The sequence below is a fragment of the Phaeobacter porticola genome, assembly GCF_001888185.1.
Taxonomy (GTDB): Bacteria; Pseudomonadota; Alphaproteobacteria; order Rhodobacterales; family Rhodobacteraceae; genus Phaeobacter; species Phaeobacter porticola.
Window position 1 is genome coordinate 2728567 of the sequence record NZ_CP016364.1, and the last position, 25504, is coordinate 2754070.

The window sequence follows — 25504 nt, forward strand, 5'->3', positions numbered from 1 at the left end:
TTTATGCCACGCTTTGTTGCGACACGATGCCCGCAGTCACGGTGTCGGTCAGTTCAATCGGGTCGTCTTCATCCAGCATCATCAGTTCCGTGAGACGTGCGCGCCCCCGATTAACGCGGCTCTTTATGGTGCCGACTTTGACGCCACAGGTTTCAGCCGCCTCTTCATAAGAAAAGCCACCGGCCCCAACCAGCACTAGCGCCTCGCGCTGTTCATCATTCAACTGTTCAAAGGCGATGTTGAAATCCCGCATATTCAGACGCCCGTCATGGTCAGGCTTCTGCGACAGCTGTTCTGACAGAACGCCATCGGCATCCTCGACCTCGCGCCGACGCTTTCGGCGCAGCGAATAATACGTGTTGCGCAGAATGGTAAACAGCCAGGCCCGCATGTTGGAGCCTTCTTCAAATTTATCTATGTTGGTCCACGCCTTAACCAAGGTATCTTGTACCAGATCATCGGCCATGGCGGTGTTTCGGGTCAGGCTGATGGCAAATGCACGCATCGCACCTAAGTGATCGACCAGTTCGTCTCTTGGATCACTCATCAGGAGTTGCCCTTATCGTCACCGGACTGTCCAGTCGGCGATACACCTTTTGCCTTAAGCTGGTCCAGCAGATCCGCGAACCGATCAGGGATCGGCTCTGACGCAAGCGTGTCGAATGCTCGTCTGAGATTGCTGTCGATCTCACGCTCGACCGTGCCGCCACTTTTTCTTGTTGCTTTGTGCTTTTCCATACGATCCAACTATTTTTTCCGCGCACTCTGGAACCAAACGCCAGAACCAAGCGTATGGTTCCATATGTAGTCAAAAAAAAAGGGACACATCAATGACCGCCCCGACGGGAGAAGTTCTTGCTAATCAGATTGGGTCTAACCTGCCCTTCCTGCGCCGTTACGCCCGTGCGCTGACAGGTAGTCAGACCAGCGGTGACACCTATGCCCTTGCCACTTTGGAAGCGATCCTGGCCGAACCTGATCGTTTCGAAGCGGATCTGAAGGCCAAGGTGGCTCTGTTCCGGGCCTTTCATGTCATCTGGAGTTCTAGTGGAGCACCAGTGGAGCTGGACCAGCCAGATAGCGGTTTGGAAAATCAAGCACAAAAACATCTGCGCGCGCTGACCCCAAACACCCGAGAGGCATTGCTGCTTCATACAATCGAAGATTTTTCAGCAGCTGAGGTCGGCCAGATCATGGATCTGCCAACGGAAGAAGCCAGTGAGCTGGTCAAAATCGCTTATCAGGAAATGACCAAATCCACTTCTGGCCGGATCATGATCATCGAAGATGAGGCGATCATCTCAATGGATCTGGAGGGCATCGTAGGTGATATGGGGCACCGCGTGACCGGAATTGCCCGCACCGAAGATGCGGCGCTGAAACTAGCCCAGCAGGAAACGCCTGATCTTATTCTGTCCGACATCCAGCTGGCTGATAATTCCAGTGGAATCGATGCGGTAAACAGAATTCTGACAGATCATTTTGAATGTCCGGTCATCTTCATCACAGCCTTCCCCGAGCGTCTGCTGACAGGTGAAGGGCCAGAGCCTGCGTTCCTAATCTCCAAACCCTATACCGAGGATCAGGTGCGCTCGGCCGTAAGCCAGGCTATGTTCTTCTCCTCGACTGAAACGCTAAAGGTCTAAACCCCTTCAGTTCCTAAGAACGAAAAGCCTCTGGACCGGCCCGAAATTTTTTGACTGGGGCGCATTTAAAATTTGAACGCGCGCCGGTCAGGTCATCCCTCGCGCTTTGGCAGTTCCCCCGGATCTGGGTGGTGTAACCGCCGCTGCCCAGTCGGTGGGTCACTCCGGTGATCGACCAGAGCGGCGGGATACTGGGGCGCAGTCCGACAACCAGGGCCTGACCCTCAGCCCGCAGGATCGGATCGCCAACCAGAATGAGGCTAATTGAGTGCCCAGCACGGGTCTGTTTATCAAGTTTGGATTTGGCCGCCCGCTGGGCGGCTTCTTCCGTTCTATAGGGATGGGTCATCTCATAGGCGGGTGATCCCTCGCCCCCGGTCACCGTCTTTTTCTCCCCCAGCTTCTTATCGTGCCAGATGGCTTTCACACCTTTGTATGCGGTGGCCTTGTCCTTGCTGACGCGGCAGCCGGGCATCAGCTGGGACTTGAACACCCAGATTTGCGGCAGGACCACCGTGCCACTGGCGGATTTGCCCTTCTCCCTTGCCGATGAACAGCAAGCCGCCCTCTTTGACCGACACGATGGCGTCATATTCCTGGCCGATCCGGGCCAGAAAATTGAGGTCGCTTTCGGCTCGTTGGGCCAGATACTCATGTTTGATGCCATTGAGGCGCTCGGCCACCTTGGGTGCCCGCTTATCCTGTGATCAGAAGATGAAATCCCTGCTGGCCCGCTATGGCACCGGCATCCGCCCCGGTTGGGTCAGCGAGGACCTCGCAACGGCTCAGAGACGAGACAAAGACGAGGCCCTTGCCCTCTGTCTGCGCTGCAATCAGCTCCTGGCGATCCTTCGGCTCGCCCTCTTTGTACTAGCTCAGAGGCAGGTCAATATGGCCATCACCAATCGCTTTCCGCACGGGATTATCACTCCCCCCAAAGAAGGCATGGGAGGGGGAAGCCGAGGAAATCAGAGCAAGAAATGGGATTTTCTTTCGCATTCGTTGTCGCCGAACAAAATGCGTGCACATGTTCTGCTGCAACTCATGAGCGAGTGCTATCTTTGCAGTGACAACACTCGGCATGCCCCGATCCAGATTGACCTTTCCAATGGGGAGCCAACCAGCATCGGGCGGGTGGTGGCCTAAATGCACGAATGGTGAGAGGATTTGTTTCCGCATCTGGCATCATGCGGCAATCAACGGCAGTCATAAAATCTATTTTGCGCCGCAGCGCCCGAAGGGTGGAAAGAACCGCCCAATTGGGTTTGCCAGTAAACACAGGGCTTTCACGATACACCCGAAGGCCACGTTCAAATTTGCCCTGTGCTCACCCTTCCAATTAATTCCGATCCCCCCGGCGCCTGTTTCAGGCGGCTTTTTTACATGTGAACGCATAATCGCGCTGCGATCAGCCCTTGGCAATGGCGCGCAACATCCAGGCCGCCTGTTCGTGGAATGCCGACCGTGCCGTTGCCAGATCCTCGGTCACGATGTCCTTACGCTCGCTTGCCACCTCGGCCAGCGCGTGCAAACGATGGGCCACGCGTTCATGGCTTGCTGCCAGATCCTCGACCATCTCAGCCGCACTGAGGTCACCGGATTTGTCTTCCAACTTAGAGCGACTGACAATATCTGCGAGGCTGGACGGGGCCAGATGGCCAAGGGCGCGGATGCGTTCTGCCAGCTCATCCGTGGCGGCAAACATGTTTTCATATTGCTCTTCGGTCAGCTTGTGCACCGAATAAAACGCAGGTCCCTCGACGTTCCAGTGATAGGCGTGGGTCTTAAACACAAGGCGATAGGTATCTGCGAGCACATCAGCCAGACCGCTGGCAATTACCGAGGTGTCACGAACACCTGTGGATACGTCGTCACGGCTGGGCACAACAGAAAGCGCTTCACTCATTTCATCTTCTCCATATCTGTTTCGGTATCGCTGACCCAACGTACGCCCCCGTCAGAGGTTCCAAATAATCGTGGACGGTTTTTCAAGACTTTCCCGAAACAACATTAGGAGATGGGTCGCATTACCTGCGTCGAAATGATTTTTTCGGGCAACTCGTATAAAAAAACCGGTGGAAGTTCATACCTCCACCCGCGTTATAGCTGGATCATCTGTGTTACCTGCCCCTGACCACCCGCACGACCATCGCGATAGCAAACAGCAGGATGAAGACAAAGAACAGGATCTGCGCGATCCCGGCAGACGCCGACGCCACGCCACCAAAGCCGAACAGGCCAGCGATGACTGCGACGACAAAGAATAACAAAGCCCAGTAGAGCATAGTCGTCTCCTTGTGGAATATTATGTTGTGATACCCTCCCAACTCGACCCGGGAGGTGATGGTTCCATGGAACTTTCGCAGCTCGGCTAACGTTGGTTAGTGGAAAGGAGACCCGATTATGACCGCGACCCAAACACAGACCGAGACAAAGAAATCAACTGCGACACAGCGTGCGCAAAGCAAATCCGCCGAGGCGAAGCAACCGGTGACCGAAAAGGTAAAAGAGGTTGGCGAACAGCTCGAGGATATGGCCGTCCGCAATGCGCAGGCAGTCCGCGAAATCGCCACTGAAGGCGCCAAGAATACCTCTCAGGCGATCACCGATATGGCTTCTCAGGGCGAGGAATTTGTAAAGAAGAACCCCGCTCTTGCTGTCGCTGGTGCGCTCGGCGTTGGTGTTTTGATCGGCCTCGCCGTGCGGGGCCGATACTAAGAACTGATATTCGTCTTCATCACGAAAATGGGGGGGCCAAGCAGCCTCCCATTTTCTTACCCGGGCATCATATCGAATGTTCAGCCAAGAGAGGCCCACGACCATTCAATCCGCTGATAAATCAAGTAAACTTTCGAAATAGGCGTGTGGTGTCAAAAATCGTGTCCAACTTTTCGTAGCGCGCGCGGGTCTCGTCCCATCGCTCTTCCTGCGCGGCGGAGATCATCGCCTCCAGCAGCATCATTGTTGAAATATTGGAATCCCAGGCTGATGGGATTTCAACCCAACAATTGAACGTATGTGCCGCAACCGAGCCGATCGGGCTGGACCACTGATCGGTGATCAGGATGACCTTCACCCCCCGTTCCGACGCCAGTTCAGCCAGACGTTGTAGATTGGTTTCATATCGGCGGACATCGAACATCAACAATGTGTCCCCTTCCACCATGTCTAACACATAATGCGGCCAGGTCGCGGACGAGGACGTCATATGTGTCACCCGCTGCCGTATCGCCTGGAAATGGGTGAACGCATAGTCAGCCAATGCCCGTGTGATGCGCCCACCGACGACGTATAGCCGCCCTTCGGTATTCGCCAGCTGGCGTACGGCCGCATCGAACTGTTCTGAATCCACATTGGAAAAGGTCTGACTGAGGTTGTCAGTTACCGCCTGTGCAAATCTGTTCAGAAGATGCCCTTCTGGCGCTTCTGACGCCCAGTTCGCCCGACGCTGGGTTGGTCCAGACCCTTTCGCCTCAAGTTCTTTCAGCAACGCCTGATGAAACTGCGGATATCCTTTGAACCCCAGTTTCTGCACCATTCGGGCCACCGTCGGTGTCGAGACCTCAGCATTGGCGGCAACGATGGTGATTGAGGCCAGACCCGCCGCCGGATAATTCGCCAGCAATGCATTGGCAAACTTGCGTTCGGCCTGCGTCAGACTCGCATATTGCTCTCGGATGAGTTCTCGCACGGTGGCGGGCGGTTTTGTCACAGTCCGGCTATCCCTTTGCTTTGCCTGCAATTTAAGCACAGCTTGTCAAGCTGCGCCATCCCCACCGCAGGTGATGAAATCAGTTCTGAAAATATATTGACACAAAAAGCCGTACGTGAAAACATTTTTCCAAAATCAGGGAGTACCCAATGTCACTGAGCGATTCCAACGCTCCATCTACCGCCGCATCAGACCTGCCCAACCGGGCGGTGGAGATCTGGAATGCCGACGGGACCGGAAATGTGCTGGTGCTGTGCGAACATGCCAGCAACCACATCCCGGCGCGGTATGATGGGCTTGGCCTGTCAGCTGACGACCGCGCCAGCCATGCAGCTTGGGATCCTGGCGCTTTGGCCGTGGCCAAAGGGCTATCGGCGGCGCTTGATTCCCCATTGGTGGCAAGCCGGGTGTCGCGACTGGTCTATGACTGTAACCGCCCACCTGAAGCCCCCAGCGCCATGCCTGCCAAATCCGAGCTGATCGACGTGCCTGGCAATTGCAACCTTGATGCTGCGATGCGTGAAGAACGGGTGCGATCGGTCTATCTTCCGTTTTGCGACGCAGTGGCAAAGGTGATTTCAGACCGCAAGGCGGCAGGTCGCGAGACGGTGCTGGTGACCATTCACAGTTTTACACCTGTCTACTATGGCACGTCCCGCAGCGTCGAAATCGGTATTCTACACGATGATGATAGCCGGTTGGCTGACGCGATGCTGAACGCTGCCTCAGCCCTGCCGCACCGGCAAATCGACCGCAACGAACCCTATGGCCCGCAAGACGGGGTGACCCATTCTCTGGTGCTGCATGGGCAGAACAATCGCCTGGCCAATGTGATGATCGAGGTCCGCAACGATCTGTTACAGACCCCGGAGCAGGAGGCTGCCATGACCGAAGAGCTGTTGAGCCTCTTGCGACCTGCATTGCAGGACATCGCCGCGAAAGGGGGCATTCATGCCTAATGTCATCAAAGGATATGTCCGCGCGATTGACGCAATGAACCGCCTGATCGGGCGGTTTGCAATGTATCTGATCTTTGTGCTCGTGGGCGTGCTTCTGTGGTCCTCGATCTCCAAGACCTTTTTCAATCCGTCACTCTGGACGCTGGAAACCGCGCAGTTTGTGATGGTGGCCTACTACATCCTTGGCGGGCCCTACTCGATCCAGATGGGCAGCAACGTCCGCATGGATCTGTTCTACGGGTCCTGGTCGCTGAAGACCAAAGCCTGGGTCGATGCCTTCACCGTCCTGTTCCTGATGTTCTATCTCGGTGTGCTGTTCTACGGCGCGGTCAGCTCCACCGCCTATTCGCTGGGCTATTTCGGGCTTGAGCCGTTCCAGTTTTTCGGCGACTTGCTGAAAACCCTGGTGACTGATGGCCTTGACGCGGCCAGTACTAAACTTGGCTATCTGGAACGCAGTTCCACCGCCTGGCGCCCGTTCATGTGGCCCATCAAAACCATCCTCTGTTTCGGCGTCTTTTTGATGCTGCTGCAATGCCTTGCTGAATTGTTCCGTGATCTCGGACGCCTTCGCGGAGACGACTTCTAATGCCCTATGAACTCATCGCTATTGTGATGTTTGCCGGCATGATGCTGATGCTGATGACCGGCCAGCGCGTGTTTGGTGCCATCGGATTTGTCGGTGCCCTTGCGGGCATGCTTCTGTGGGGCACCGGCGGCAGTGAAATCCCCTTCTCCGCTGCCATGAAGCTGATGAAATGGTATCCGCTGCTGACGCTGCCAATGTTCATTTTCATGGGCTATGTGCTGTCTGAATCGAAGATCGCCGATGATCTCTACCGGATGTTTCACGTGTGGATGGGCCCGGTCAAAGGCGGACTTGCAATTGGCACAATCGGCCTGATGGTCCTGGTCTCTGCGATGAACGGCCTTTCGGTTGCCGGTATGGCCATCGGTGCCACCATCGCCCTGCCCGAATTACTGCGCCGCGGGTACGATAAGACGCTGGTCACCGGCACCATTCAGGCGGGGTCTTCGCTGGGTATCCTGGTGCCGCCGTCGGTGGTTCTGGTGCTATATGCGATGATCGCACGCCAGCCGGTGGGGCAGCTGTGGCTTGCCGGTGTGGTGCCGGGCTTGCTGATGGCCGCGATGTTCATCATCTACATCTATCTGCGCGCCCGGATGCAGCCGCACCTCGGCCCGGCGATGAGCCCAGAAGATCTGGCCGAATATGACCGTATTAGCGACCATCCGCTACGCCTGAACTATGTGGTTTTAGGATTATTGGTGTTGGTGCCGCTGTCGGTGAAACTTGGGCTGATCGAGGCTAAACCGGCGATGGGCGTCGCTCTGATCGGTGCTGTTCTGGCCTTTGTCACGCGCGGCATACCGGCGCTTTATCATGACGTCTTCATGAAGGAGAAATACCGGCTGCTGTTCTCTGGCGTGCTGCCGTTGGCGATCTTTGCCACCATGATGATACCCTTCGTGAATGGCTGGACCTCGCTTGTCGAAAGCTCGGCCATCGGGGCGATGACCGCCTTTGTCGCCGCCGCTCTGAAGGGGCGCATGAACAAGGTGGTCTTTGAAACCTCCGTCCGCTCAACCCTTGGGATTTCCTGCATGTTCATGTGGATCATCCTGGCGGCACTTGGCTTTGGCGCGATCTTTGATGGCCTGGGCGCGGTGAAGGCGATCGAGGATCTGTTCACCACACAGCTGGGCCTGTCGCCTTGGATGATTCTGATCCTGATGCAGTTGAGCTTCATCGTGATGGGCACGTTCTTGGATGACACCGCCATGCTCGTCATCGTGGCGCCGCTTTATGTCCCGCTGGTCGGTGCGTTGGGGTTCGATCTGATCTGGTACGGCGTGCTCTATACCATCACGACCCAGATCGCCTATATGACGCCGCCTTTTGGCTACAATCTGTTCCTGATGCGGGCCATGGCACCGCCGGAAATCGGGCTGAAAGACATCTATGTTTCGATCATCCCCTTTGCCGCCGTCATGGTCGTGGCTCTGGTCCTGGTGATGATCTTTCCGCAGATCGCGCTGTGGCTGCCGGAATATGTTTACGGAAAATAACCCTTAGAAGAGCCCCGCAAGGGGGCCGAACAACCAACAACGGAGAAGAGACATGACAACAAGACGTAAGTTTATTCAGACCGCCGGCGTCGGCGCCATTGCGGCCCCACTGGCAACACCAGCTCTGGCCCAGTCCAAGATCACATGGCGTATGCAGACCTATGCCGGTGCGGCGCTGGCGGAACATGTGGTGAAACCCGCCATCGACATGTTCAACAAGATCGCAGGCGACCGCATGCAGATCGAGTTGTACTATGCCGACCAGCTGGTCCCGACCGGTGAGCTGTTCCGCGCCATGCAGCGTGGCACCATTGATGCGGTGCAGTCCGATGATGACTCCATGGCCTCGCCCACCGATGTCACCGTCTTTGGCGGCTACTTCCCCTTTGCCTCGCGCTACTCGCTCGATGTGCCAGTGCTGTTCAACCAATACGGCCTGAACGAGATCTGGGATGAAGAATATTCCAAAGTCGGCGTCAAACACATCTCTGCTGGCGCATGGGATCCCTGCCATTTTGCCACCAAAGATCCGATCCGCAGTCTGGCAGATCTGAAAGGTAAGCGTGTCTTCACCTTCCCGACAGCCGGTCGCTTCCTAAGCCAATTCGGCGTCGTGCCGGTGACCCTGCCGTGGGAAGACATCGAAGTCGCCATGCAGACCGGTGAACTTGATGGGATCGCATGGTCAGGCATCACCGAGGATTACACAGTCGGCTGGGCTGATGTGACCAACTACTTCTTGACCAACAATATTTCGGGTGCATGGGCTGGGTCCTTCTTTGCCAATCAGGGCCGTTGGAACGAGCTGCCAGAAGATCTGCAAACGCTGTTCCGTGTCTGCTGTGACCAGTCGCACTACTACCGTCAGTGGTGGTATTGGGGCGGCGAGGCAGACCTGCGCGTCAACGGTCCGAAGATGGAGCTGACCACAATTCCCGATGAAGAATGGGCCACCGTTGAGGATGCCGCCCATAAATTCTGGGATGAGGTCGCAGCCGAGAGCCCGACCAAGGCGCGTGTTGTCGAAATTATCAAGAAGTACAACGCAGACATGCAGAAAGCAGGCCGCCCCTACCGCTACGGCTAAGCCATGACGAAAAACAGAGTTTGGCCCGCGAGAGGTGGGCCAAACTTCTTTCCAAGGAATTTGCCCGACTTTGTGTAAAAGTTGTGGCCTCAGAACACAAAGGGCTGCTCATGCTCTCCTTCGATACGCTCAAAGACCAAGTTGCCGACGGCACAGTTGATACAGTTCTTGTGTGCCTTGTGGACATGCAGGGGCGCCTTATGGGCAAACGCTTTCACGCCAAGCATTTTGTGAATGGCGCATGGGAAGAAACCCATTGCTGCAACTACCTTCTCGCCACCGACCTGGAAATGGCGACGCCGGACGGCTACGCCTCGACCAGCTGGGAAAACGGCTATGGCGATTACGTCATGAAGCCCGATCTTGAGACGCTGCGCCCTGTGCCCTGGCTGGAGGGCACGGTCATGGTGCTCTGCGATGTACTGGACCACAACACCCACAAAGAGGTGCCCCATTCGCCGCGCTCCATCCTGAAGCGCCAGATCGCCCGCCTGACCGAAATGGGCTTTGATGCGATGATGGCCACAGAGCTGGAGTTCTTTCTCTTTGAAAAGAGCTTTGACGAGGTGCGTAAATCTGGCTTCCGCGATTTGGCCCCGATTTCTGGCTACAACGAAGACTACAACATTATGCAGACCACCCGCGAAGAGCATGTGATGCGGCCGATCCGCAACCATCTCTATGACGCTGGCCTGCCGATCGAAAATTCCAAAGGCGAGGCAGAAACAGGTCAGGAAGAGCTGAACATCAAATATGCCCCAGCGCTGGATACGGCCGATTATCATACGATTGCCAAACATGCGATCAAAGAGATCGCGCATCAGAAAGGCCATGCCGCAACATTCCTGCCCAAGTGGCACCGCGACAAGGTCGGCTCTTCCAGCCACGTGCATCAGTCGCTCTGGAAGGATGGCAAACCCGCCTTTTATGACGAGACGGACGAGCTGGGCATGTCCGAGCTGATGAGGCACTATATGGCGGGTATGCTGAAATACGCACCGGACTACACCTATTTTCTGGCCCCCTATATCAACAGCTACAAACGGTTCATGAAGGGCAGCTTTGCCCCGACCCGGATCATTTGGTCGGTCGACAACCGCACCGCCGGGTTCCGGCTCTGTGGCGTAGGCAGCAAAGCCATTCGGGTCGAGTGCCGGGTTGGTGGCTCAGATCTTAACCCCTATCTGGCGATGGCCGCGCAGTTGGCTGCCGGGATCGCAGGTATTGAGGAAAAGCTGGAACTGGCCCCGCCCACCATTGGCGACGCTTACAAAGGCGACACCGGTATGATTCCAGCGACCCTGCGTGAATCACGCGATGCCTTGCACCAGTCCAAGCTGCTGCGTAACGCCTTTGGCGATGCAGTCGTAGATCACTATGCCCGCGCCGCTGAAGTCGAAATCGAAGATTTCGAACGTGCGGTCACCGACTACGAAATCGCCCGCGGGTTCGAGCGCGCCTAAGGCGAGCCGTATTTTTGGAAAGATGACGATGGGGCAAAGCCCCGTCAAACCAAGTGAGGAAGATTATGGGCCAGACCCTGAAATGTATCTCGCCGATCGACGGATCGGTCTATGCAGAGCGAGAGACACTGTCACCCGATGCAGCCTTTGAGGCGGCAGGCAAGGCTCGTACCGCGCAAACCGCATGGACGGCGCGCCCCTTGCAGGAGCGGATTGACCTCGTCATGGCCGGTGTTGCAGCGATCGGTACGATGAACGACGAGATCGTGCCCGAGCTGGCCCATATGATGGGCCGTCCCGTGCGTTACGGTGGTGAATTCGGCGGTTTCAACGAACGCGCCAGCCATATGGCAAAGATCGCCAGCGACTCTCTTCGCGATATCTCCGTGGGCGAAGATGAGAGTTTCAAACGCTATATCAAGCGCGTGCCTCATGGGGTTGTGTTGGTTGTGGCCCCTTGGAACTATCCCTATATGACGGCAATCAACACGGTGGCTCCGGCGCTGATCGCGGGCAACACCGTGGTACTGAAACATGCAACCCAGACACTGTTGGTTGGTGAACGCATGGCGCAGGCCTTCCAATCTGTCGGCGTTCCAGCAGATGTGTTCCAAAACGCGTTCCTCGACCATGACACGACATCAGATCTGATCGCCAAAAACGCGTTTGATTTTGTGAACTTCACCGGCTCCGTCGGTGGCGGTCAGGCGATGGAGCGTGCCGCCGCAGGCACCTTTACCGGTGTTGGCACCGAACTTGGCGGCAAGGATCCGGGTTATGTCATGGAAGACGCTGACGTGGATGCAGCAGTCGATACTCTGATTGACGGCGCGATGTTCAACGCAGGCCAGTGCTGCTGCGGAATTGAGCGGATCTACGTGCACGAAAGCCTCTATGAGGCTTTTGTGGAGAAAGCGATTGCCATCGTCAAAGGCTACAAGCTGGGCAACCCCCTTGAGCAGGACACAACCATGGGTCCGATGGCCAACGTCCGCTTTGCGAAGGAGGTCCGCGACCAGATCGCCGAAGCCGTCGAGGCAGGCGCCGTGGCACATATCGCGCCGATGCCTGCGGATGACGGTGGTGCCTACCTGACACCGCAGATCCTGACCAATGTCACACATGACATGCGGGTCATGCGCGACGAAAGCTTTGGCCCCGTCGTCGGCATCATGAAGGTTTCGTCGGATGAAGAGGCCATTGCCCTGATGAATGACAGCGAATTTGGTCTGACGGCCTCTCTCTGGACCGCCGACCTGGACCGTGCTCAGACTGTTGGTGATCAGATTGAAACCGGCACCGTGTTCATGAACCGAGCCGATTACCTTGATCCGGGTCTGTGCTGGACTGGCTGCAAGAACACTGGTCGCGGTGGCGGTCTGTCGGTCATTGGGTACCACAATCTGACCCGCCCGAAATCCTACCACCTGAAGAAGGTGACCGGCTAACCCTGTCACCTTTCTCCAAATACTCCGGGGGGCTTGCCGACAGGCAAGCGGGGGCAGCGCCCCCTCCCCCACATCATCACAGGAACACGCAAATGACTCTCGTTGGAAACTGGTCTTATCCAACCGCAATCAAATTCGGCGCTGGTCGGATCAAGGAACTGGCCGAGGCCTGCGCCACGGCTGGTATCAAAAAACCGCTGCTGGTCACTGATAAAGGGTTGGCCAATCTGCCTGTCACCCAATCCACGCTCGATATCATGGAAGCCGCAGGCCTTGGCCGCGGTATCTTCTCTGACGTTGACCCCAACCCGAATGAGAAAAATCTGGAGGCCGGTGTCGAGGCCTACAAGGCTGGCGGGCACGATGGCGTGATCGCATTCGGCGGCGGTTCGGGCCTTGATCTCGGCAAAATGGTTGCTTTCATGTGCGGGCAGAACCGCCCAGTCTGGGATTTTGAGGACATTGGCGACTGGTGGACACGTGCCGACGCTGACGCCATCGCGCCGATCATCGCTGTGCCGACCACGGCTGGCACCGGCTCCGAAGTGGGCCGCGCTTCCGTGATCACGGACAGCATCACCCATCAAAAGAAGATCATCTTTCACCCGAAGGTCCTGCCCACCGTGGTGATTTGTGATCCTGAGCTGACCGTGGGGATGCCCAAGTTCATCACCGCAGGCACTGGGCTGGATGCTTTTGCCCATTGCGTCGAGGCCTTCAGCAGCCCGCATTATCACCCGATGTCCCAGGGCATCGCGCTGGAAGGCATGCGTTTGGTCAAGGATTACCTGCCACGCGCCTATGCCGATGGCACCGACATTGAGGCCCGCGCCCAGATGATGTCCGCCGCCGCCATGGGGGCCACCGCATTCCAGAAAGGGCTGGGCGCGATCCACGCCATGAGCCACCCGATCGGGGCGCTCTTCAACACCCACCACGGCACAACCAACGCCGTCTGCATGCCCGCGGTGCTGGCCTTCAACGCGCCAGAGATCGCCGACCGCTTCAAGACCGCAGCAGATTATCTGGGCATCGACGGCGGCTTTGAGGGCGTCTGCGCCTATGTGCAGGAGCTGAACGACAGCCTCGGCATCCCACGCGGTCTCTCCCAGTTGGGTGTCACCGAAGCCGCCATTCCCGAACTTGTCAAAGGCGCCCTCATCGACCCATCCTGCGGCGGAAATCCCGTGGTTCTCGACCAAGAAAACCTAACCAAACTGTTCAAGGATGCCATGTGATCCACGCAGAGCATGTCTGCAATGAACCTGCGGCTGCGCTTGTACCGATCCCCGGCTAAGCGCAGCGCATAGATGACCCGGTGCGGTTTTGACGCAGCACAGGGCACATCAAGACTGCGGCCCCTCTCGAAGTTGAGAGGGGCCGCTTTTTTCAAATCCTATGGTCGGCTCAAACCTCAATCACACATGCCACAGTGACGGTCGACCATGCGCTGCACCATTGGGGCAAAATGCCAGAAATCAGGGGTTTCCATCCCTTCACGCTTACCCGCCTCATCAAGATAGCGCACTGCGATGATCTCTTTCAGGTTTGGATTGGCCTCAAACGCTGCGACTTCCTCCGCGTTCATCTGCCCGCCCTGCAGCTCCAGCGTATGGACGGACGCCGGGGAAAGCCGTTTGAAATACTCAGGTTTCGTCGCGCAGAGATACCGCTTGGCTGCGACATGATAGCGACAACAATCAGTGATCACGCTGGGAAAGAACCGCTCCAGCACCTCGGCCCCGGCGTCCTCATGATGTCGATCCTCGGTATCATCGGGATGGTAGGTGCCAAACTCGGACGTGAAATGGCCGATATCATGCAGCAGCGCGCCCACGATGATCTCTTCTGGCTGGCCGTTCTGCTCTGCGATGGTGGCGCCCTGCAGCATATGTTCGCCCATCGTCACCGGCTCGCCCAGATATTCCTCTCCGCCCCGCCGATCAAAAATAGATCCGAGGAAGGCGACAATTGTTTCCCGGTCCAGCGTGTCTGGCGGGACGTGCGTGGCTGCTGGCTGTGGCTGGCTGCTGGTCATTCTGCCGCCTCCACCAGCGCCTGACGTCGCCGCGCGTCATAAGCAGAGCGCAGCCCATCCTTGTCAGCATAACAGCCCTGCAGCCACCGCGTCCCCTCACCCGAGTAGCCCTTACGCGCGTGCAAGACGCGGGTGTTGTCCACTACAAAGGCCTCGCCGGGGTTTAAGCGGAAGGTCACTTCCATCGCAGTATCGTCAATAATCTCACCCAAGCGGCGATAGGCTGCATAATAAAGCGCCATTTTTTCAAACGGGACATCCTGCACCGCCGCCAGTGACCGGTTGTTGAAACGCACCCCGATCAGCTCCCCATCGGGGGCCAGTTCGATCATCGGACGGCGCGAGGTCAGGCAGACGTTCGCCTCACCCGCGTATTCAAACCGCGCGCAATGCTCTGCAAGAACGTTGAAATAGGCCTCATTCTCGGCCTTGAGGCGCAGCGCGGCGGCAAAGCCGTCCACCACCATGTTTTCACCCCCGGCAGCGGAGCTTTCGAGGCAGTAGAGCACCTGAATGGTTGGCACCGGATCGCGATAAGGATTGTCGGTATGCGCCTGCAAGCCCAGACCAGTGAAGGCGAGGTTGGTCGGGTTCACTTCGGTACGCACCTCAAAATGGCGCCCGTAGTTGGTCTCGCGGACATGTCCGAACAGATCGACCACGCGGAACAAAGCGCCATCTTCAACCGGGCCATTGACGATCTTGCCAAACCCGTAACGTGTCATCGCGCCCAACCAATCGTCCAGCGCGGTGCCGCCTGCCTCAAGAGCCGCGAAATCCCCCGTCGGCACGGACACCATCAGGGCGGCGTCCCAAGTCTCTACCCCGCCAGACAGCCAGCCCGGATCCGCAGTAATATCACGATCGTAGGCGTGGTTCTGAAGCCAGTTCAGATCATAAGTCACGGTCTTGTTCTCCGGCATAAACCGCAGCCAAAGGCCCCCGCCGCCCAAACTCGCCTCGGCGATTATTGTCTCAGCCGGGATATCGCGCAGTGCGATCAGGCGCTGGCCGTTGGCCTCTGCACGGGTTTCGGGATCGGGCGCATTGTCACGCAGCCAAATTGCGTGGAAGCGCAATCGCGATGCGCCAAGAGACAGGCTGAGGTAATCGCCCGCAGGAGCGACAGTAACAGACGGCATGGAATCCCCCATAGATTGGTCTGGTCGTTTCGGGTTTGAAACTTGTGTATATGCTGCCACCTCCGCTACATAATCTCAAATTAGGAATTACCGCACTAAGGCCCAGTATTGCTAATGCCAGATCGTAACAATTCATTGCCCCCCCTTGAATGGATCCGCGTTTTTGAGGCGGCGGCCCGTTGCGGCAGCTTCACCGCTGCGGCCGCTGAAACCGGGATCACCCAGTCGGCCGTGTCTCAACGCATCGCGCAGCTGGAAAAACGGTTGGGAACGACACTCTTTCACCGTCATCCACGCGCAATCACCCTGACCATAGAGGGAGAGGCCTGGCTCCCGCATGTAGGATCGGCGCTCGATACGCTGCGCGACAGTTCCCAAGCGCTGTTTGGCAGTGGGCGTAGGCCGCTGACAATTTCTGCCAGCCAGTCTGTGATTGATCTGTGGTTGACCCCCCGTCTCGCCGCGCTGACCGAGATTGCAGGTGGCCAACTTGCGGTGCAGACGATGGTTTTGGGCAGCCATGACGCGCCAGAGGACGATGTGATCCGCATTCGCTACGGGACCGGCGACTGGCCCCACCCATACAAGCTGCCCCTCTATCCAGAGAATATCGCGCCGATCGCGGCGCCTGCGCTGACTGCCCGCGGTGGCCATTGGAATGACTGGCCCCGGATCGCATGCTCCGGGCCCCGTCCCGGCTGGCCGGACTGGGTTGCGCGATTTGGCGGCGGAACCACCCCGGTTCCTCATCTGCGGTTTGATACTTTTCTCTCTGCCCTAGGTGCCGCACGGACAGGGTCAGGTGTGTTGCTAGGGTCACTGGCTCTGTGCCAAGACGATCTGGCAGCAGGACGGCTGGAGCACCTAGGGCCGGACTGCCTGGAACATCATGCCACCTATTGGATCATCGCCGGACAAGAGGCGCTGACCCGCGCACAATGGGCCGATCTAACAGACATTATTGCGTGACACCGTGCTCAACGCCCGCGCGCGCCCCTCCTGCTTTGACCGGTTGTTGATAAAACGGGCCTGCGAGAGTGGGACGATAGGGGCACGTTGCAGAGCCGAACCATAGAAAATCAAGTGATCAGAAAACGATTGGTCTGCCCCGCAACATCCGATCCGACAACGCAATTGAACCTCGTTTCACAGTCCAAAACCAGTTCACGCTACATTTACGATGGATCCGTTCCCCTTGTTATGGTTCTGGCAAAAAATACTTTATAGATAATATATCTCCTCTTATTGCCGCCGAAACACTTGCCAGAAATCGGAAAACCCCCATCGCCAGCATTGCGAAAGGCCAAAAAAAGACCTTAACAGCTTATGAACAGGTAATTTTCAGACCGGACAAAACACAACTCAAAGCTGCCTCCTTAAAGTCTTAACGACATCGGACAGGTGAATTAATCATTCGTTAGGGGTGAAGTGGCAATCTCTGGCCATAGTCTTTGGAAAGGGCGTCACTATGAATGGTACTGAGGTTACGATCGAGACTGGTCACACGACACCGCCCTCTGGCAACCTATGCGTCCTAGTTCTGGACGACAGTGAATTTGACCGCACTCGGATGCGGCGACTGATTGCTCAAGCCGATCGAACGGTCGAAGTGATCACATGTTCTGACATCCACGACTTTGAAAAAGCACTGGGCGAGAACGTCGTTGACCTATGTCTGGTCGACCACCATCTGCGCGATGCCTCTGGTCTGGACGCAGTTGCCGTTGTGAAAAAACAACTCATGTCCGAAGAGGTCCCGGTGGTCATGATCTCTGGTCGTGAGGACACCGAAGCCGTGGTCAGCTCGATACGCGCAGGCTGTGTCGACTACGTAGGCAAGGGCAATTTGACCGCCGAGAAACTGCATGGCGTCATTTACAACTCTATCGCCGAAACGTTTTCCAACCCGGCACTTAAATCAGAGGTGCAGGCGGCGACACGCAACGTGATACGTGGCATGGCCCAAGGCTGCATCAGCGAATTGCAGCCCAAGCTGCGCCGCATGTATCGCCAGATCTCATTTATCCGTGCTTGTCATGCTCAGGGGCTGACCCCATCGCCAGAAGCTCTGAACGAGATTGAGGATCACTGCCTGAATATTTGGCGCTTCTTTGACGAGATCGAGAGCTACAGCAACAACTTTAACGAGATCCGCCACTAAGGCGGGTCTTTCCCTTAAGTAGCAGGCTCAGGCGTTGCACTGGTAAATCACGGCAGTTACGCGTGCTTGCTGAAGAGAATACCCTGGGCCAGCGGTTCAAGGCGTGACCCCCGACATTTGACTTATCAGAGTGGCTGCGGCGCTTACAACGATGCTTATCGTATCTAGTGACTGTAGTGCGGCGTTCTCGGCCAGGGATGCAGGCTCTGTAACTCTCTACCTTTCAACGCCTTTCTAAACCAACCCTCATCATATTCTTGATCACCAAGTCGTCTATCGGCATCCGGTAAGCTGCTCACTTGCCCCCCCTACGCCGATGTTGGCGTTGACGTGATCGGAAGTTGCTGAGTGATTTAGCCGACGCCCGTCGTCGGCGCAGGGAGTGTGTAGCTTCGTCTGCATGCCACCCGTGGTTCGGCCAAACAGGCGGTCGCGCCTTTTGCTTACACCCGTCGATACTGGATGCTGCTCGTTGGGCTTTGTGGTGAGTGACATTGAGTAGGACCGTCACGAATGCGCCATGGTCTGCAGCCAGCCCGACCATCATTGGCCAAAGATACCGTCATCGCTCGTGCGCTTCCAACGGGTGCAGAGTAACTTGTGTGGGCAGTATACCACCGGCAAGCTAGGCGATGGTATACCCTCGCAATTGGAAAAGTTAACTCCGGTGAGAACACGCTTGCCATCTACGCGCGTCTTGCCGTGGAATTTGGGAAAAAGGGGTCACGACACTCCATCCCCGCGTTGGGCAACCTGAATAGATCAGACGTGGTCTCACATGTTTTTCCAAGACGTGAACGACGCTGTTCCAAGAACTTCATGGGGCCTCAGCTTAGCCGCGTGTGGGGTTGTTTCAAACAAATTCGGATCGTAGCTCCGTCCTGTTTGGTCCGGGGTGGCTGGGCTTCGGCGATACCGCCATAGCTGTCGGCAAGCCGCCGCAGGATTGCCAGCCCCATCCCGGCCCCACCAGTGTCTGCAGTCGAAAATTTGCTCATTGGATCAAAGACACGCTCCCGCTTATCAGCAGGCAAACCGATACCGTTGTCCCGTACCGTCAACTCCCATGTGCCATCTCGCAGCCGCCCGATCATCGCAATATGCACCGGGCCCGCATTATGCTTGACAGCATTTCCAACCAAAATCAGGAACATGGACATTAACGCATCCGCGTTCATTTCAATCTCAGCTGGCACAAAATGAGCGCGGACTCGGGTGCCATCAGGTAAGTCGAGTGCCGAAATCGCATGATCCAAACATGCCCGAATAGAAACCCTGGTGGTCTCACGGTACCCCGTCTTGGAGAATTGTGACAACTGATCAAGCATCATATTCAGTTTTACTGCATGGTGCTTAAGAAGCGCAAATGACTGCGCTGGAGCCTCGGGCAAGACTATCCCAACATCATTTAGATCTTCCTCAATCCAGTTGGGCAATTCCGCGATTGCCCGCACAGATCCGCGCAGGTCATGAACGATTTTATAGACAACCCCCATCATGGCCTGATCACGGGTTGCTTGGCTTATCGCCTTGTCTGGCGTCTCATGTTTCATCCGCAAGAGCCTTTCGGAGTTCGGAAGGATAGGTATCGCGCAATGCCTTCCAACGTCGCGATTGCACCTTGGCTCCGACACGATCTGTGGTGGCGCGCCAGGACTGTGCGACATTGTTTAGCGCGACCTGAGGTGTAACGTCGCCGCTCAACGCAGCCAGGAGCCAGTAAGATAGGGCATCAAAATACTCACTCCGCCGCGCCAGATAAAGATCGGGCATAGAAGAAAGCATGGCCTGTTCATGGATCCGCAGAAACTGCGCACCGTAGGCATCAACAATTGCAGGATCCTGGTACTGGTCAGCCCGGAACGGATCAAAGAAACCATTCTTTTGGGCAATCGCGGCCGCACCCACCTGTTGTGACACCGCATTCACACAGAAATTATACGCCATCTCAGGCTGCTGTGAGTTTTTGGCGACAACATAACTCCACCCCCAGTTAAAATACGCCATAGGGACATGAGTGTCATTGATGTCGCCACCGGGCAATGGCGCATTGATCAGATTGTCCCGCATCGCCGACCCTGGCTCATATAGGCTCTTTTGGGTACCACCCCAGCCGATGTTGGCGTAGATATCACCCTTCTTGTAGCGCGCCCAATTGCCAAACAGATCAAGATCGGCCCCAACCAGATGCGCAGCGGCGGCGATCATCTCCTCCAACACGGCCACGCCTTTGTCGCCATTGATCTGTGGTTCCATGTTTGGCGAGAACGGCCAAGCGCCCTTGGCATGAAACCGGGCCCACCACTCCCAGGCCACCTTGTCGGCGGTACGAAAGAGACACCCACCATAGCGCCCGGCGTCTGGCGCATGGAAAAACGCCATCTGGCGATCCAGCTCTGCCCAGGTCTGCGGTGTTCTAAGCGCATGGCCATTTTGGTCGGCATATCGCTCTGCCAGCTCAGGATTTTCGACAAACGCTTTGTTATAGAACATCAAAAACACATCGCCATCGGTTTGATATCCCCAAAGGCGGTTATCGAATATATCTCCGCTCGTGTACATCAACGCCTCTGACAGTCCCTGCGGCGCATATTCTTGCGCAAGGGCATCCAACGGCAAGATGGCATCAGCTTCGACCAGATCAGGAATACCAAAAGTGGCTGGCAGTGCGACATCAACGCCAAATTCCTGCAACATCGATTCCAGCGTCAATACGGCGTTAATCTCATCAGCGCCAACAATGACAAGCTCCGCACGGCACCCGCATATGATTTCAAAGCTCTCGACAACCGGGGCCAAATTCGCCTCTGCCCCTCGGGGTGTCAGGATCCGAAGTGGCCTGGGGTGTTTGATGTCAGTCGCTGCACCAGCTATCCTAGGCAGCGCCCCTCCTAGCCCCAGGGCCACCGTATGCGTCGTGAAGCTTCGTCTGGTAAACATTGGGATACTCGCCTGTGGCTTATGTTCGTCAACCTTATCTGCGCCCAGTTAACGGGTGGTAAACCTCTCAACCTTATGTTGAGTGCTGCAAACAGCCGAAGGGATCTGCGCAGTGTCGTTAACTTCTCGTCTCAGAGCATGTGTCGCTATATGCCTCGCGTCTATCTGCGTCGCGATGTACGCCAATTGGAACGACCTCAGTCGCATCGAGCGCAAGACCGAAAACCTCTCGGATCGAACTATCCCCCTTCTGGATAAGATTGCAGATCTGGGTGATCTGCAACATGGCCTGGAGGCGACGTTGGCCAGTGTCCAGCTGATTGACAGTCTTGACGGCCTCACCGCACTTGGCCGACGGGTTGAAAGCCTGTCACAATTGTTTCGTAAGAATTTCAGTGATCGTGACGGAACAATTGCCGAAGGACTCTCTCCTGATGATGCGGATGTCTTTTTACAGGTGGTAGAGGGTCGACAAGAGATTGTCTCCCAAAACAACGACATAAAGGCACTTGCTTCCCAAGCTCTTGATCAAATTTTGGCTTTGGAAAAATCCGTTCTTGTCGCCCAAATTGAATTTGGCAACCAACAACGTGAAACGGCGACCACCCAGCAAGAAAGCGGGCTGTCCTCCAAGGCTATAGATACAGCCAAGACTCTTGGTGAAATTTCCGGCAGCATCGCCTCCCTTGCCATTCTGACCCAAGATTTTTCGATTATTACTAGTGATACGCAGGTGATCGAGCGGCAACGACTGGTGGTGCAGGTTAACATTCTCGCGTCACGCCTGGCCCGACTGAGAAGTCTGAGTGCGCGCCGTGATATTGCCCGGCTTTTGGTTGGTTATCGTCACACGATGCTTGGTGAGAACGGGGTTATCGAGCGGTCATGGCGCATACAGGCGCTCCATCGTCATCAGATTGAACGCCATGAAGAAGCCGAAACGATCTTGAATCAGGTCGGCATCTGGACCCGATCCGGCACACTGCGCGCGGCCATGGAGTTCCGTCAAAGTGCCGCAGAAACCAGTCGCATCGTAGAGCGTATCCGGTTTGTCGATGTCGCCTTCAACATGTGCATGTTGCTGATTTCACTCGCCCTATTGTGGTTCATGATTGAGGTCCGAATGATCTCGCGCATTCAGCGTTTGACTCGCCATGTTCAACGTATGTCCCGCGGACATCTAGATGAATCCATTGACACCAGTGGATCGGATGAAATAGCAGAAATCGCCAAAGCGGTAGAAAAATCCCGCCTGACGTCCGCAGCACTTCAGCGCTCAAACGAAGAGCTGGAGAGATTTGCCTATGTGGCCGCACATGACCTACGGGCCCCTTTGCGGGCAATTTCTAACCTGATTGAGTGGACTGAAGAAGATTTCGCCACCGAAATGTCCAGCGAAGCGCAAAAGAACATCAGTTTAATCCGTAATCGGACTGACCGATTGTCCGGACATCTGTCCGCCCTGCTGGATTACGCGCGCGCGGGTCAAATCGATGGTGAACGTGGCGCTTTCAGCCTGAGCGGCTTTGCGGACGAACTACGGCTCTACTTTAACTCCAATCCTGACTTCGTGATCAAAGTAGAACAGGATTGCGGGCTCTTCGACGCTTATCTAACCCCGTTGAAGACGATTCTCATTAACTTGGTCAGCAACGCAACCAAGCATCACGACAAATCGTCGGGAACAGTTCGCATCAGCAGCGAACTATACCCGAACTATGTCGAGATTACCGTAGCGGATGATGGACCAGGCATTCAGAAACAGTATCAAGATCAGATATTTGTACTGTTTCAAACCCTAAAATCCCGCGACGAGGTCGAAGGGTCGGGTTTAGGTTTGGCCCTTGTCCAGAAGCTGGCACGTTCATTGGGCGGCAATGTATCTGTTGTATCTAACCCTGACGTGGCGCGCGGCACGGTGTTTACTGTGCGCCTGCCTCTCAATGCAAAAGCTACGAATACTCAGAATGATATCCAAGGATTGGCCGCATGAAAAATAAAGAATCCGTCACATTCCTGATCGTGGACGACGACGAAGTTGCCGTGATGGCGATCAAACGCGCACTGAACAAGCTCCGCTTGGTTAATCCGGTCGAAGTGGTGGGCGACGGGCAAGAGGCTCTCGACTTGCTGCGTGGCGTGAACTCTGCAGCATTGGAGCGCCCCTATATCATTCTATTGGACCTGAACATGCCACGCATGGGTGGGCTCGAGTTTCTGGCCGAAGTACGAGAAGATAAGGAATTGGCAAATTCGGTAATTTTCGTGCTGACAACCTCTGATGCGCCCTCTGATATTACCGTCGCATATGAACACAAGATCGCGGGCTATATTGTCAAGGAAAATGCCTACGATGCCGTAAAGTCAGCGGTAGAAATGCTCGGCGCCTATGTCGAGATTGTCTCGCTTGAAAACAGGTCTAAGTGACCCTCGACTTCTAAACCGGCGCTATCGTCACACACCGGTCACATTTGATGCGGCCATAGCTGCCTAGACAACATTTACTGCCCCAACGTAACCTCGCAAACAGAGCCGGACACCATAGCTATTGCAACGTCACTCGGGGAACATAGATCTACTCTCCGGGTGACAGCGCCGCTACACACAGCTGATGAAGCAGCCAACGCCTCGGGGCGAGCGTACGTTTGGGCAATACATTGCCTCAGGTTCAACATAAAACAATCGAGGCCCATTTCTGGCGACATCGCACTTCCCGAAGAAAGAGCGTTCAGGTGAGCTGATCCATCACAGAACATCAATCTGCTCGGACATTGCTCAGAGCGCCTTCTGCCATCCGTGTCACCGGACATCGCATAGAGGGGTACCATCAAGTCAGGATGAGGCCGTCACGAGAAATTTTCTAGCAAATATCGTGTGAAGTAAATGGTGCGGTCGAGAAGACTCGAACTTCCACGGGTGTTACCCCACAGCGACCTCAACGCTGCGCGTCTACCAATTCCGCCACGACCGCACTGTCTTGACTTGGTGTAGCGGCGTATAGACGAGCTGCGCGACGATGTGAAGATGAAAAATGCCGATATCATCGCCTTTTCCACACCGTTTCTGACAAAGAGGCCGGGATGTGACCCGGTCTCTCTCTAGATCAGCTCTCTCCTCACAAAATCAATCGGTTGAGAAGCTTGGCAACGCAGCCGCGGTGCTGGAAGCCGGAACAGGTTGTACCAAACCCCCGGTCAATCCCGCCGAGGCCGCCTTGATCAGCGCAATGCGTTCCGGCTGGCCTGGGGCAAAAACCGCGTCCGCGCCGCCGTCCAAAGCGGCAACTGCGGTCTGGTACCAAGACTGCGCTTGCTCCGGTGACTTTGCCACGCCAAAGCCCTGCGCCAGATGGTGGCCGATCAGCTCGCCATAGGGGCGCTGCCCGACACCCACCATGATCAACGCCGCGCCAAGGGCAACATCCATATTGTCACGACGATACCCGGAGAACAGGCAGATTCCGGCGGTGTTGGACAATTGCTCAATTGACATATTGGAGTGTAGAACGAATTTCTGCACCTCAGAGATCAGCGTCGCGCTGTCCGTCGTGCCAAGCTTGGCCAGATAAGGCTGTACAGCCGGGCCAAAGGCATCGCATTGGCTGTCGACCTGCGCCTGGCTCACGCCCTGCACCTTGGCGACCAGCGCCTCGCCTGTGTTGATCGCATAGGACCGCGTCAGGCAGAACTGTTCGCCCAGCGCCAGTTCAGGGTCGCGCAGATCCGCAACCGTCATATACCCCCCGTTGGAGCTGGTCAGCAGGCTGATTTTGCTACAATGGCTGGTAAGCGACGCGGATGTGGCGGCTGGTGCCGCTTGCTGGAACAGCTGGATCCCGGCAAGCCCCACGGGTACGGGAGCCGGTGCAGGCGCCGGAGCGACAGCCTGCGGCGCTGAGGCAAGCACGGTGCCTCCGGGTGCGGGCGTCTGTGTCGGCGTGGGTATTGCTCCGGCTTGAACAGTGCCACCAAGAGGTGCGTCACTCATCCGGCAGCTCCCCTGATGGCAAGAGAAATTTGCCGTAGTAACACCCCGCGCCATGAAATCATTGCGCTGATAGCCCTGCGGTGTGGATGCGAAAACCATCACCGAACAATGCGACGCCCCACACCAGAAGGAGCTTCCAGAGACCGATGTATCGATCATATAGTCGTTCTTGCCGTCGCCATTCAGGTCCGCCAGCTGCATAAAACCTGATCGCTGCAACAGCTGCTCGGCACTGGGATCGGCACTGGCAGCGATTTCGTCCACGGCTTCGCTGACTTCGCGCGGCAGGCCACCGTAGTTACCATAGCCCCCGGTGCTTGCGCTACGCGCGCCCGTTGCTTCATCCCGCCACGTGCGCAGCAAGCCACGCACACCGTTCGGACCTTGCATCGCCTTGATGACCTGAGGGCCGCCAATTTGGGCACGGCTGTAGGAGGACACAAGGAAATCCCGTTCATACTGGGTTAGCTGGCCTGTCGCCGGGAATCCCATATGCCCTTGGTACTGCGCCACCGCATTGCGGGATTTACGTCCCATCACACCGTCGGGTGATCCGGCGGGAAAACCAAAATAGTTGAGTGAGGTTTGCGTTTCGCGGTTCTGCGCGCGCGCTGGCGAATAGGTGCGTTTGCGGGTAACAGGTTGTTTACGCGCGCGATTTTTGTGGGCTTCATTGACGATCACACCGCCGATGATGCTACCAACAAGCGCCGCGCCAAGGTTATCCGCCACTGCAGGTGCTGCCCCCGAAGTTGCCAGAACTGATGCTGCTAATGTGGTTTTAAGTAATTTTGAGAACATAGTACGCGCCCCCCTATTGATGAAAACAT

26 protein-coding genes, 1 tRNA gene and 1 pseudogene are annotated in these 25504 nt (G+C 56.3%); 15 read left to right on the forward strand and 13 right to left on the reverse strand.

The genetic code is table 11. From position 1 onward, the window contains the following. Position 1: 1 nt before the first annotated feature. Both PhaeoP97_RS13075 and PhaeoP97_RS13080 read right to left on the reverse strand, forming a co-directional pair. Positions 2-547, reverse strand: a complete 546-nt coding sequence (locus PhaeoP97_RS13075; protein WP_072505433.1) for an RNA polymerase sigma factor — start codon at positions 545-547, stop codon at positions 2-4. Next, a complete protein-coding gene (locus PhaeoP97_RS13080) occupies positions 547-738 on the reverse strand; it encodes a NepR family anti-sigma factor (protein WP_072505434.1) in 192 nt (63 codons plus the stop codon). The genes PhaeoP97_RS13075 and PhaeoP97_RS13080 overlap by 1 nt, the downstream gene beginning before the upstream one ends. A gap of 92 nt (positions 739-830) precedes the next feature. On the opposite strand from PhaeoP97_RS13080, the gene PhaeoP97_RS13085 reads away from it, so the two are divergent. Then, positions 831-1646 (forward strand): response regulator, encoded by an 816-nt coding sequence (locus tag PhaeoP97_RS13085; protein ID WP_072505435.1) that lies wholly within the window; start codon positions 831-833, stop codon positions 1644-1646. Between the two features lie 106 nt (positions 1647-1752). Continuing rightward, the gene (locus tag PhaeoP97_RS20335) at positions 1753-1914 is read left to right on the forward strand and encodes a hypothetical protein (RefSeq protein ID WP_157891261.1); all 162 of its coding nucleotides are present in this window, start codon (positions 1753-1755) and stop codon (positions 1912-1914) included. A 136-nt stretch (positions 1915-2050) separates the two neighbouring features. Here PhaeoP97_RS20335 and PhaeoP97_RS20340 read toward each other — a convergent pair whose 3' ends face one another. After that, positions 2051-2329, reverse strand: a complete 279-nt coding sequence (locus PhaeoP97_RS20340; protein WP_157891229.1) for a hypothetical protein — start codon at positions 2327-2329, stop codon at positions 2051-2053. A gap of 31 nt (positions 2330-2360) precedes the next feature. Here PhaeoP97_RS20340 and PhaeoP97_RS13100 point away from each other — a divergent pair, with 31 nt between their 5' ends. Then, on the forward strand, positions 2361-2792 hold the full coding sequence (locus tag PhaeoP97_RS13100; protein ID WP_072505437.1) for a hypothetical protein: 432 nt from the start codon (positions 2361-2363) through the stop codon (positions 2790-2792). A 262-nt stretch (positions 2793-3054) separates the two neighbouring features. Here the strand turns inward: PhaeoP97_RS13100 and PhaeoP97_RS13105 are convergent, their stop codons facing one another. Together PhaeoP97_RS13105 and PhaeoP97_RS13110 are read right to left on the reverse strand one after the other, a co-directional pair. Further along, positions 3055-3552, reverse strand: a complete 498-nt coding sequence (locus tag PhaeoP97_RS13105) for a Dps family protein (protein ID WP_072505438.1) — start codon at positions 3550-3552, stop codon at positions 3055-3057. 214 nt (positions 3553-3766) lie between these two features. Beyond that, positions 3767-3931, reverse strand: coding sequence for a DUF1328 domain-containing protein (locus tag PhaeoP97_RS13110; RefSeq protein ID WP_072505439.1), 165 nt, complete (start codon positions 3929-3931; stop codon positions 3767-3769). Positions 3932-4049: 118 nt separating this feature from the next. Here PhaeoP97_RS13110 and PhaeoP97_RS13115 point away from each other — a divergent pair, with 118 nt between their 5' ends. Then, positions 4050-4364, forward strand: a complete 315-nt coding sequence (locus PhaeoP97_RS13115) for a hypothetical protein (protein ID WP_072505440.1) — start codon at positions 4050-4052, stop codon at positions 4362-4364. A 121-nt stretch (positions 4365-4485) separates the two neighbouring features. Here the strand turns inward: PhaeoP97_RS13115 and PhaeoP97_RS13120 are convergent, their stop codons facing one another. Then, positions 4486-5358: a MurR/RpiR family transcriptional regulator gene (locus PhaeoP97_RS13120; protein WP_072505441.1), complete on the reverse strand. Its 873-nt coding sequence runs from the start codon at positions 5356-5358 to the stop codon at positions 4486-4488. 149 nt (positions 5359-5507) lie between these two features. On the opposite strand from PhaeoP97_RS13120, the gene PhaeoP97_RS13125 reads away from it, so the two are divergent. From PhaeoP97_RS13125 to PhaeoP97_RS13155, 7 genes are all read left to right on the forward strand, one after another. Further along, a complete protein-coding gene (locus PhaeoP97_RS13125) occupies positions 5508-6317 on the forward strand; it encodes an N-formylglutamate amidohydrolase (protein ID WP_072505442.1) in 810 nt (269 codons plus the stop codon). Then, entirely contained in the window at positions 6310-6906 is a 597-nt protein-coding gene (locus PhaeoP97_RS13130; RefSeq protein ID WP_072505443.1) for a TRAP transporter small permease subunit, read from the forward strand. The genes PhaeoP97_RS13125 and PhaeoP97_RS13130 overlap by 8 nt, the downstream gene beginning before the upstream one ends. Then, positions 6906-8408, forward strand: coding sequence for a TRAP transporter large permease (locus tag PhaeoP97_RS13135; protein ID WP_072505444.1), 1503 nt, complete (start codon positions 6906-6908; stop codon positions 8406-8408). Before PhaeoP97_RS13130 ends, PhaeoP97_RS13135 begins: the two co-directional genes overlap by 1 nt. Before the next feature lie 52 nt (positions 8409-8460). Then, the gene (locus tag PhaeoP97_RS13140) at positions 8461-9495 is read left to right on the forward strand and encodes a TRAP transporter substrate-binding protein (RefSeq protein WP_072505445.1); all 1035 of its coding nucleotides are present in this window, start codon (positions 8461-8463) and stop codon (positions 9493-9495) included. A 110-nt stretch (positions 9496-9605) separates the two neighbouring features. Further along, positions 9606-10958: a glutamine synthetase family protein gene (locus tag PhaeoP97_RS13145; RefSeq protein WP_072505446.1), complete on the forward strand. Its 1353-nt coding sequence runs from the start codon at positions 9606-9608 to the stop codon at positions 10956-10958. Positions 10959-11023: 65 nt separating this feature from the next. Continuing rightward, positions 11024-12406 carry an aldehyde dehydrogenase family protein gene (locus tag PhaeoP97_RS13150; RefSeq protein WP_072505447.1) on the forward strand — a complete coding sequence of 461 codons (1383 nt, stop codon included), beginning with the start codon at positions 11024-11026 and terminating at the stop codon, positions 12404-12406. A 92-nt stretch (positions 12407-12498) separates the two neighbouring features. After that, positions 12499-13644, forward strand: coding sequence for an iron-containing alcohol dehydrogenase (locus tag PhaeoP97_RS13155; protein ID WP_072505448.1), 1146 nt, complete (start codon positions 12499-12501; stop codon positions 13642-13644). Between the two features lie 176 nt (positions 13645-13820). On the opposite strand, the gene tmpB is transcribed toward PhaeoP97_RS13155, so the two are convergent. Together tmpB and tmpA are read right to left on the reverse strand one after the other, a co-directional pair. Next, complete coding sequence (gene tmpB, locus PhaeoP97_RS13160; RefSeq protein WP_072505449.1) at positions 13821-14444, reverse strand: (R)-1-hydroxy-2-trimethylaminoethylphosphonate oxygenase; 624 nt, start codon at positions 14442-14444, stop codon at positions 13821-13823. Continuing rightward, positions 14441-15586, reverse strand: a complete 1146-nt coding sequence (gene tmpA / locus PhaeoP97_RS13165; RefSeq protein WP_072506471.1) for a 2-trimethylaminoethylphosphonate dioxygenase — start codon at positions 15584-15586, stop codon at positions 14441-14443. Before tmpA ends, tmpB begins: the two co-directional genes overlap by 4 nt. 114 nt (positions 15587-15700) lie before the next feature. Here tmpA and PhaeoP97_RS13170 point away from each other — a divergent pair, with 114 nt between their 5' ends. Together PhaeoP97_RS13170 and PhaeoP97_RS13175 are read left to right on the forward strand one after the other, a co-directional pair. After that, entirely contained in the window at positions 15701-16555 is an 855-nt protein-coding gene (locus PhaeoP97_RS13170) for a LysR family transcriptional regulator (protein WP_072505450.1), read from the forward strand. Positions 16556-17054: 499 nt separating this feature from the next. Beyond that, positions 17055-17747, forward strand: coding sequence for a response regulator (locus PhaeoP97_RS13175; protein WP_072505451.1), 693 nt, complete (start codon positions 17055-17057; stop codon positions 17745-17747). Here the strand turns inward: PhaeoP97_RS13175 and PhaeoP97_RS20910 are convergent. The 3 genes and pseudogenes from PhaeoP97_RS20910 to PhaeoP97_RS13185 form a co-directional block, all read right to left on the reverse strand. Continuing rightward, positions 17728-18470: pseudogene (locus PhaeoP97_RS20910) on the reverse strand (hypothetical protein); the annotation flags it as partial. The gene PhaeoP97_RS13175 and the pseudogene PhaeoP97_RS20910 sit on opposite strands and share 20 nt — an antisense overlap. A 104-nt stretch (positions 18471-18574) precedes the next feature. After that, positions 18575-19300: an ATP-binding protein gene (locus PhaeoP97_RS13180; RefSeq protein WP_072505452.1), complete on the reverse strand. Its 726-nt coding sequence runs from the start codon at positions 19298-19300 to the stop codon at positions 18575-18577. Continuing rightward, the gene (locus tag PhaeoP97_RS13185; RefSeq protein WP_237028939.1) at positions 19290-20546 is read right to left on the reverse strand and encodes an extracellular solute-binding protein; all 1257 of its coding nucleotides are present in this window, start codon (positions 20544-20546) and stop codon (positions 19290-19292) included. Before PhaeoP97_RS13185 ends, PhaeoP97_RS13180 begins: the two co-directional genes overlap by 11 nt. Positions 20547-20862: 316 nt before the next feature. On the opposite strand from PhaeoP97_RS13185, the gene PhaeoP97_RS13190 reads away from it, so the two are divergent. Further along, positions 20863-22680, forward strand: a complete 1818-nt coding sequence (locus tag PhaeoP97_RS13190) for a sensor histidine kinase (protein WP_237028940.1) — start codon at positions 20863-20865, stop codon at positions 22678-22680. Beyond that, entirely contained in the window at positions 22677-23114 is a 438-nt protein-coding gene (locus PhaeoP97_RS13195) for a response regulator (protein WP_072505454.1), read from the forward strand. The genes PhaeoP97_RS13190 and PhaeoP97_RS13195 overlap by 4 nt, the downstream gene beginning before the upstream one ends. Positions 23115-23571: 457 nt before the next feature. On the opposite strand, the gene PhaeoP97_RS13200 is transcribed toward PhaeoP97_RS13195, so the two are convergent. Continuing rightward, positions 23572-23658 (reverse strand) — tRNA-Leu (locus tag PhaeoP97_RS13200). A 152-nt stretch (positions 23659-23810) separates the two neighbouring features. Next, entirely contained in the window at positions 23811-25475 is a 1665-nt protein-coding gene (locus PhaeoP97_RS13205; protein ID WP_072505455.1) for a peptidoglycan-binding domain-containing protein, read from the reverse strand. Positions 25476-25504 lie beyond the last annotated feature (29 nt).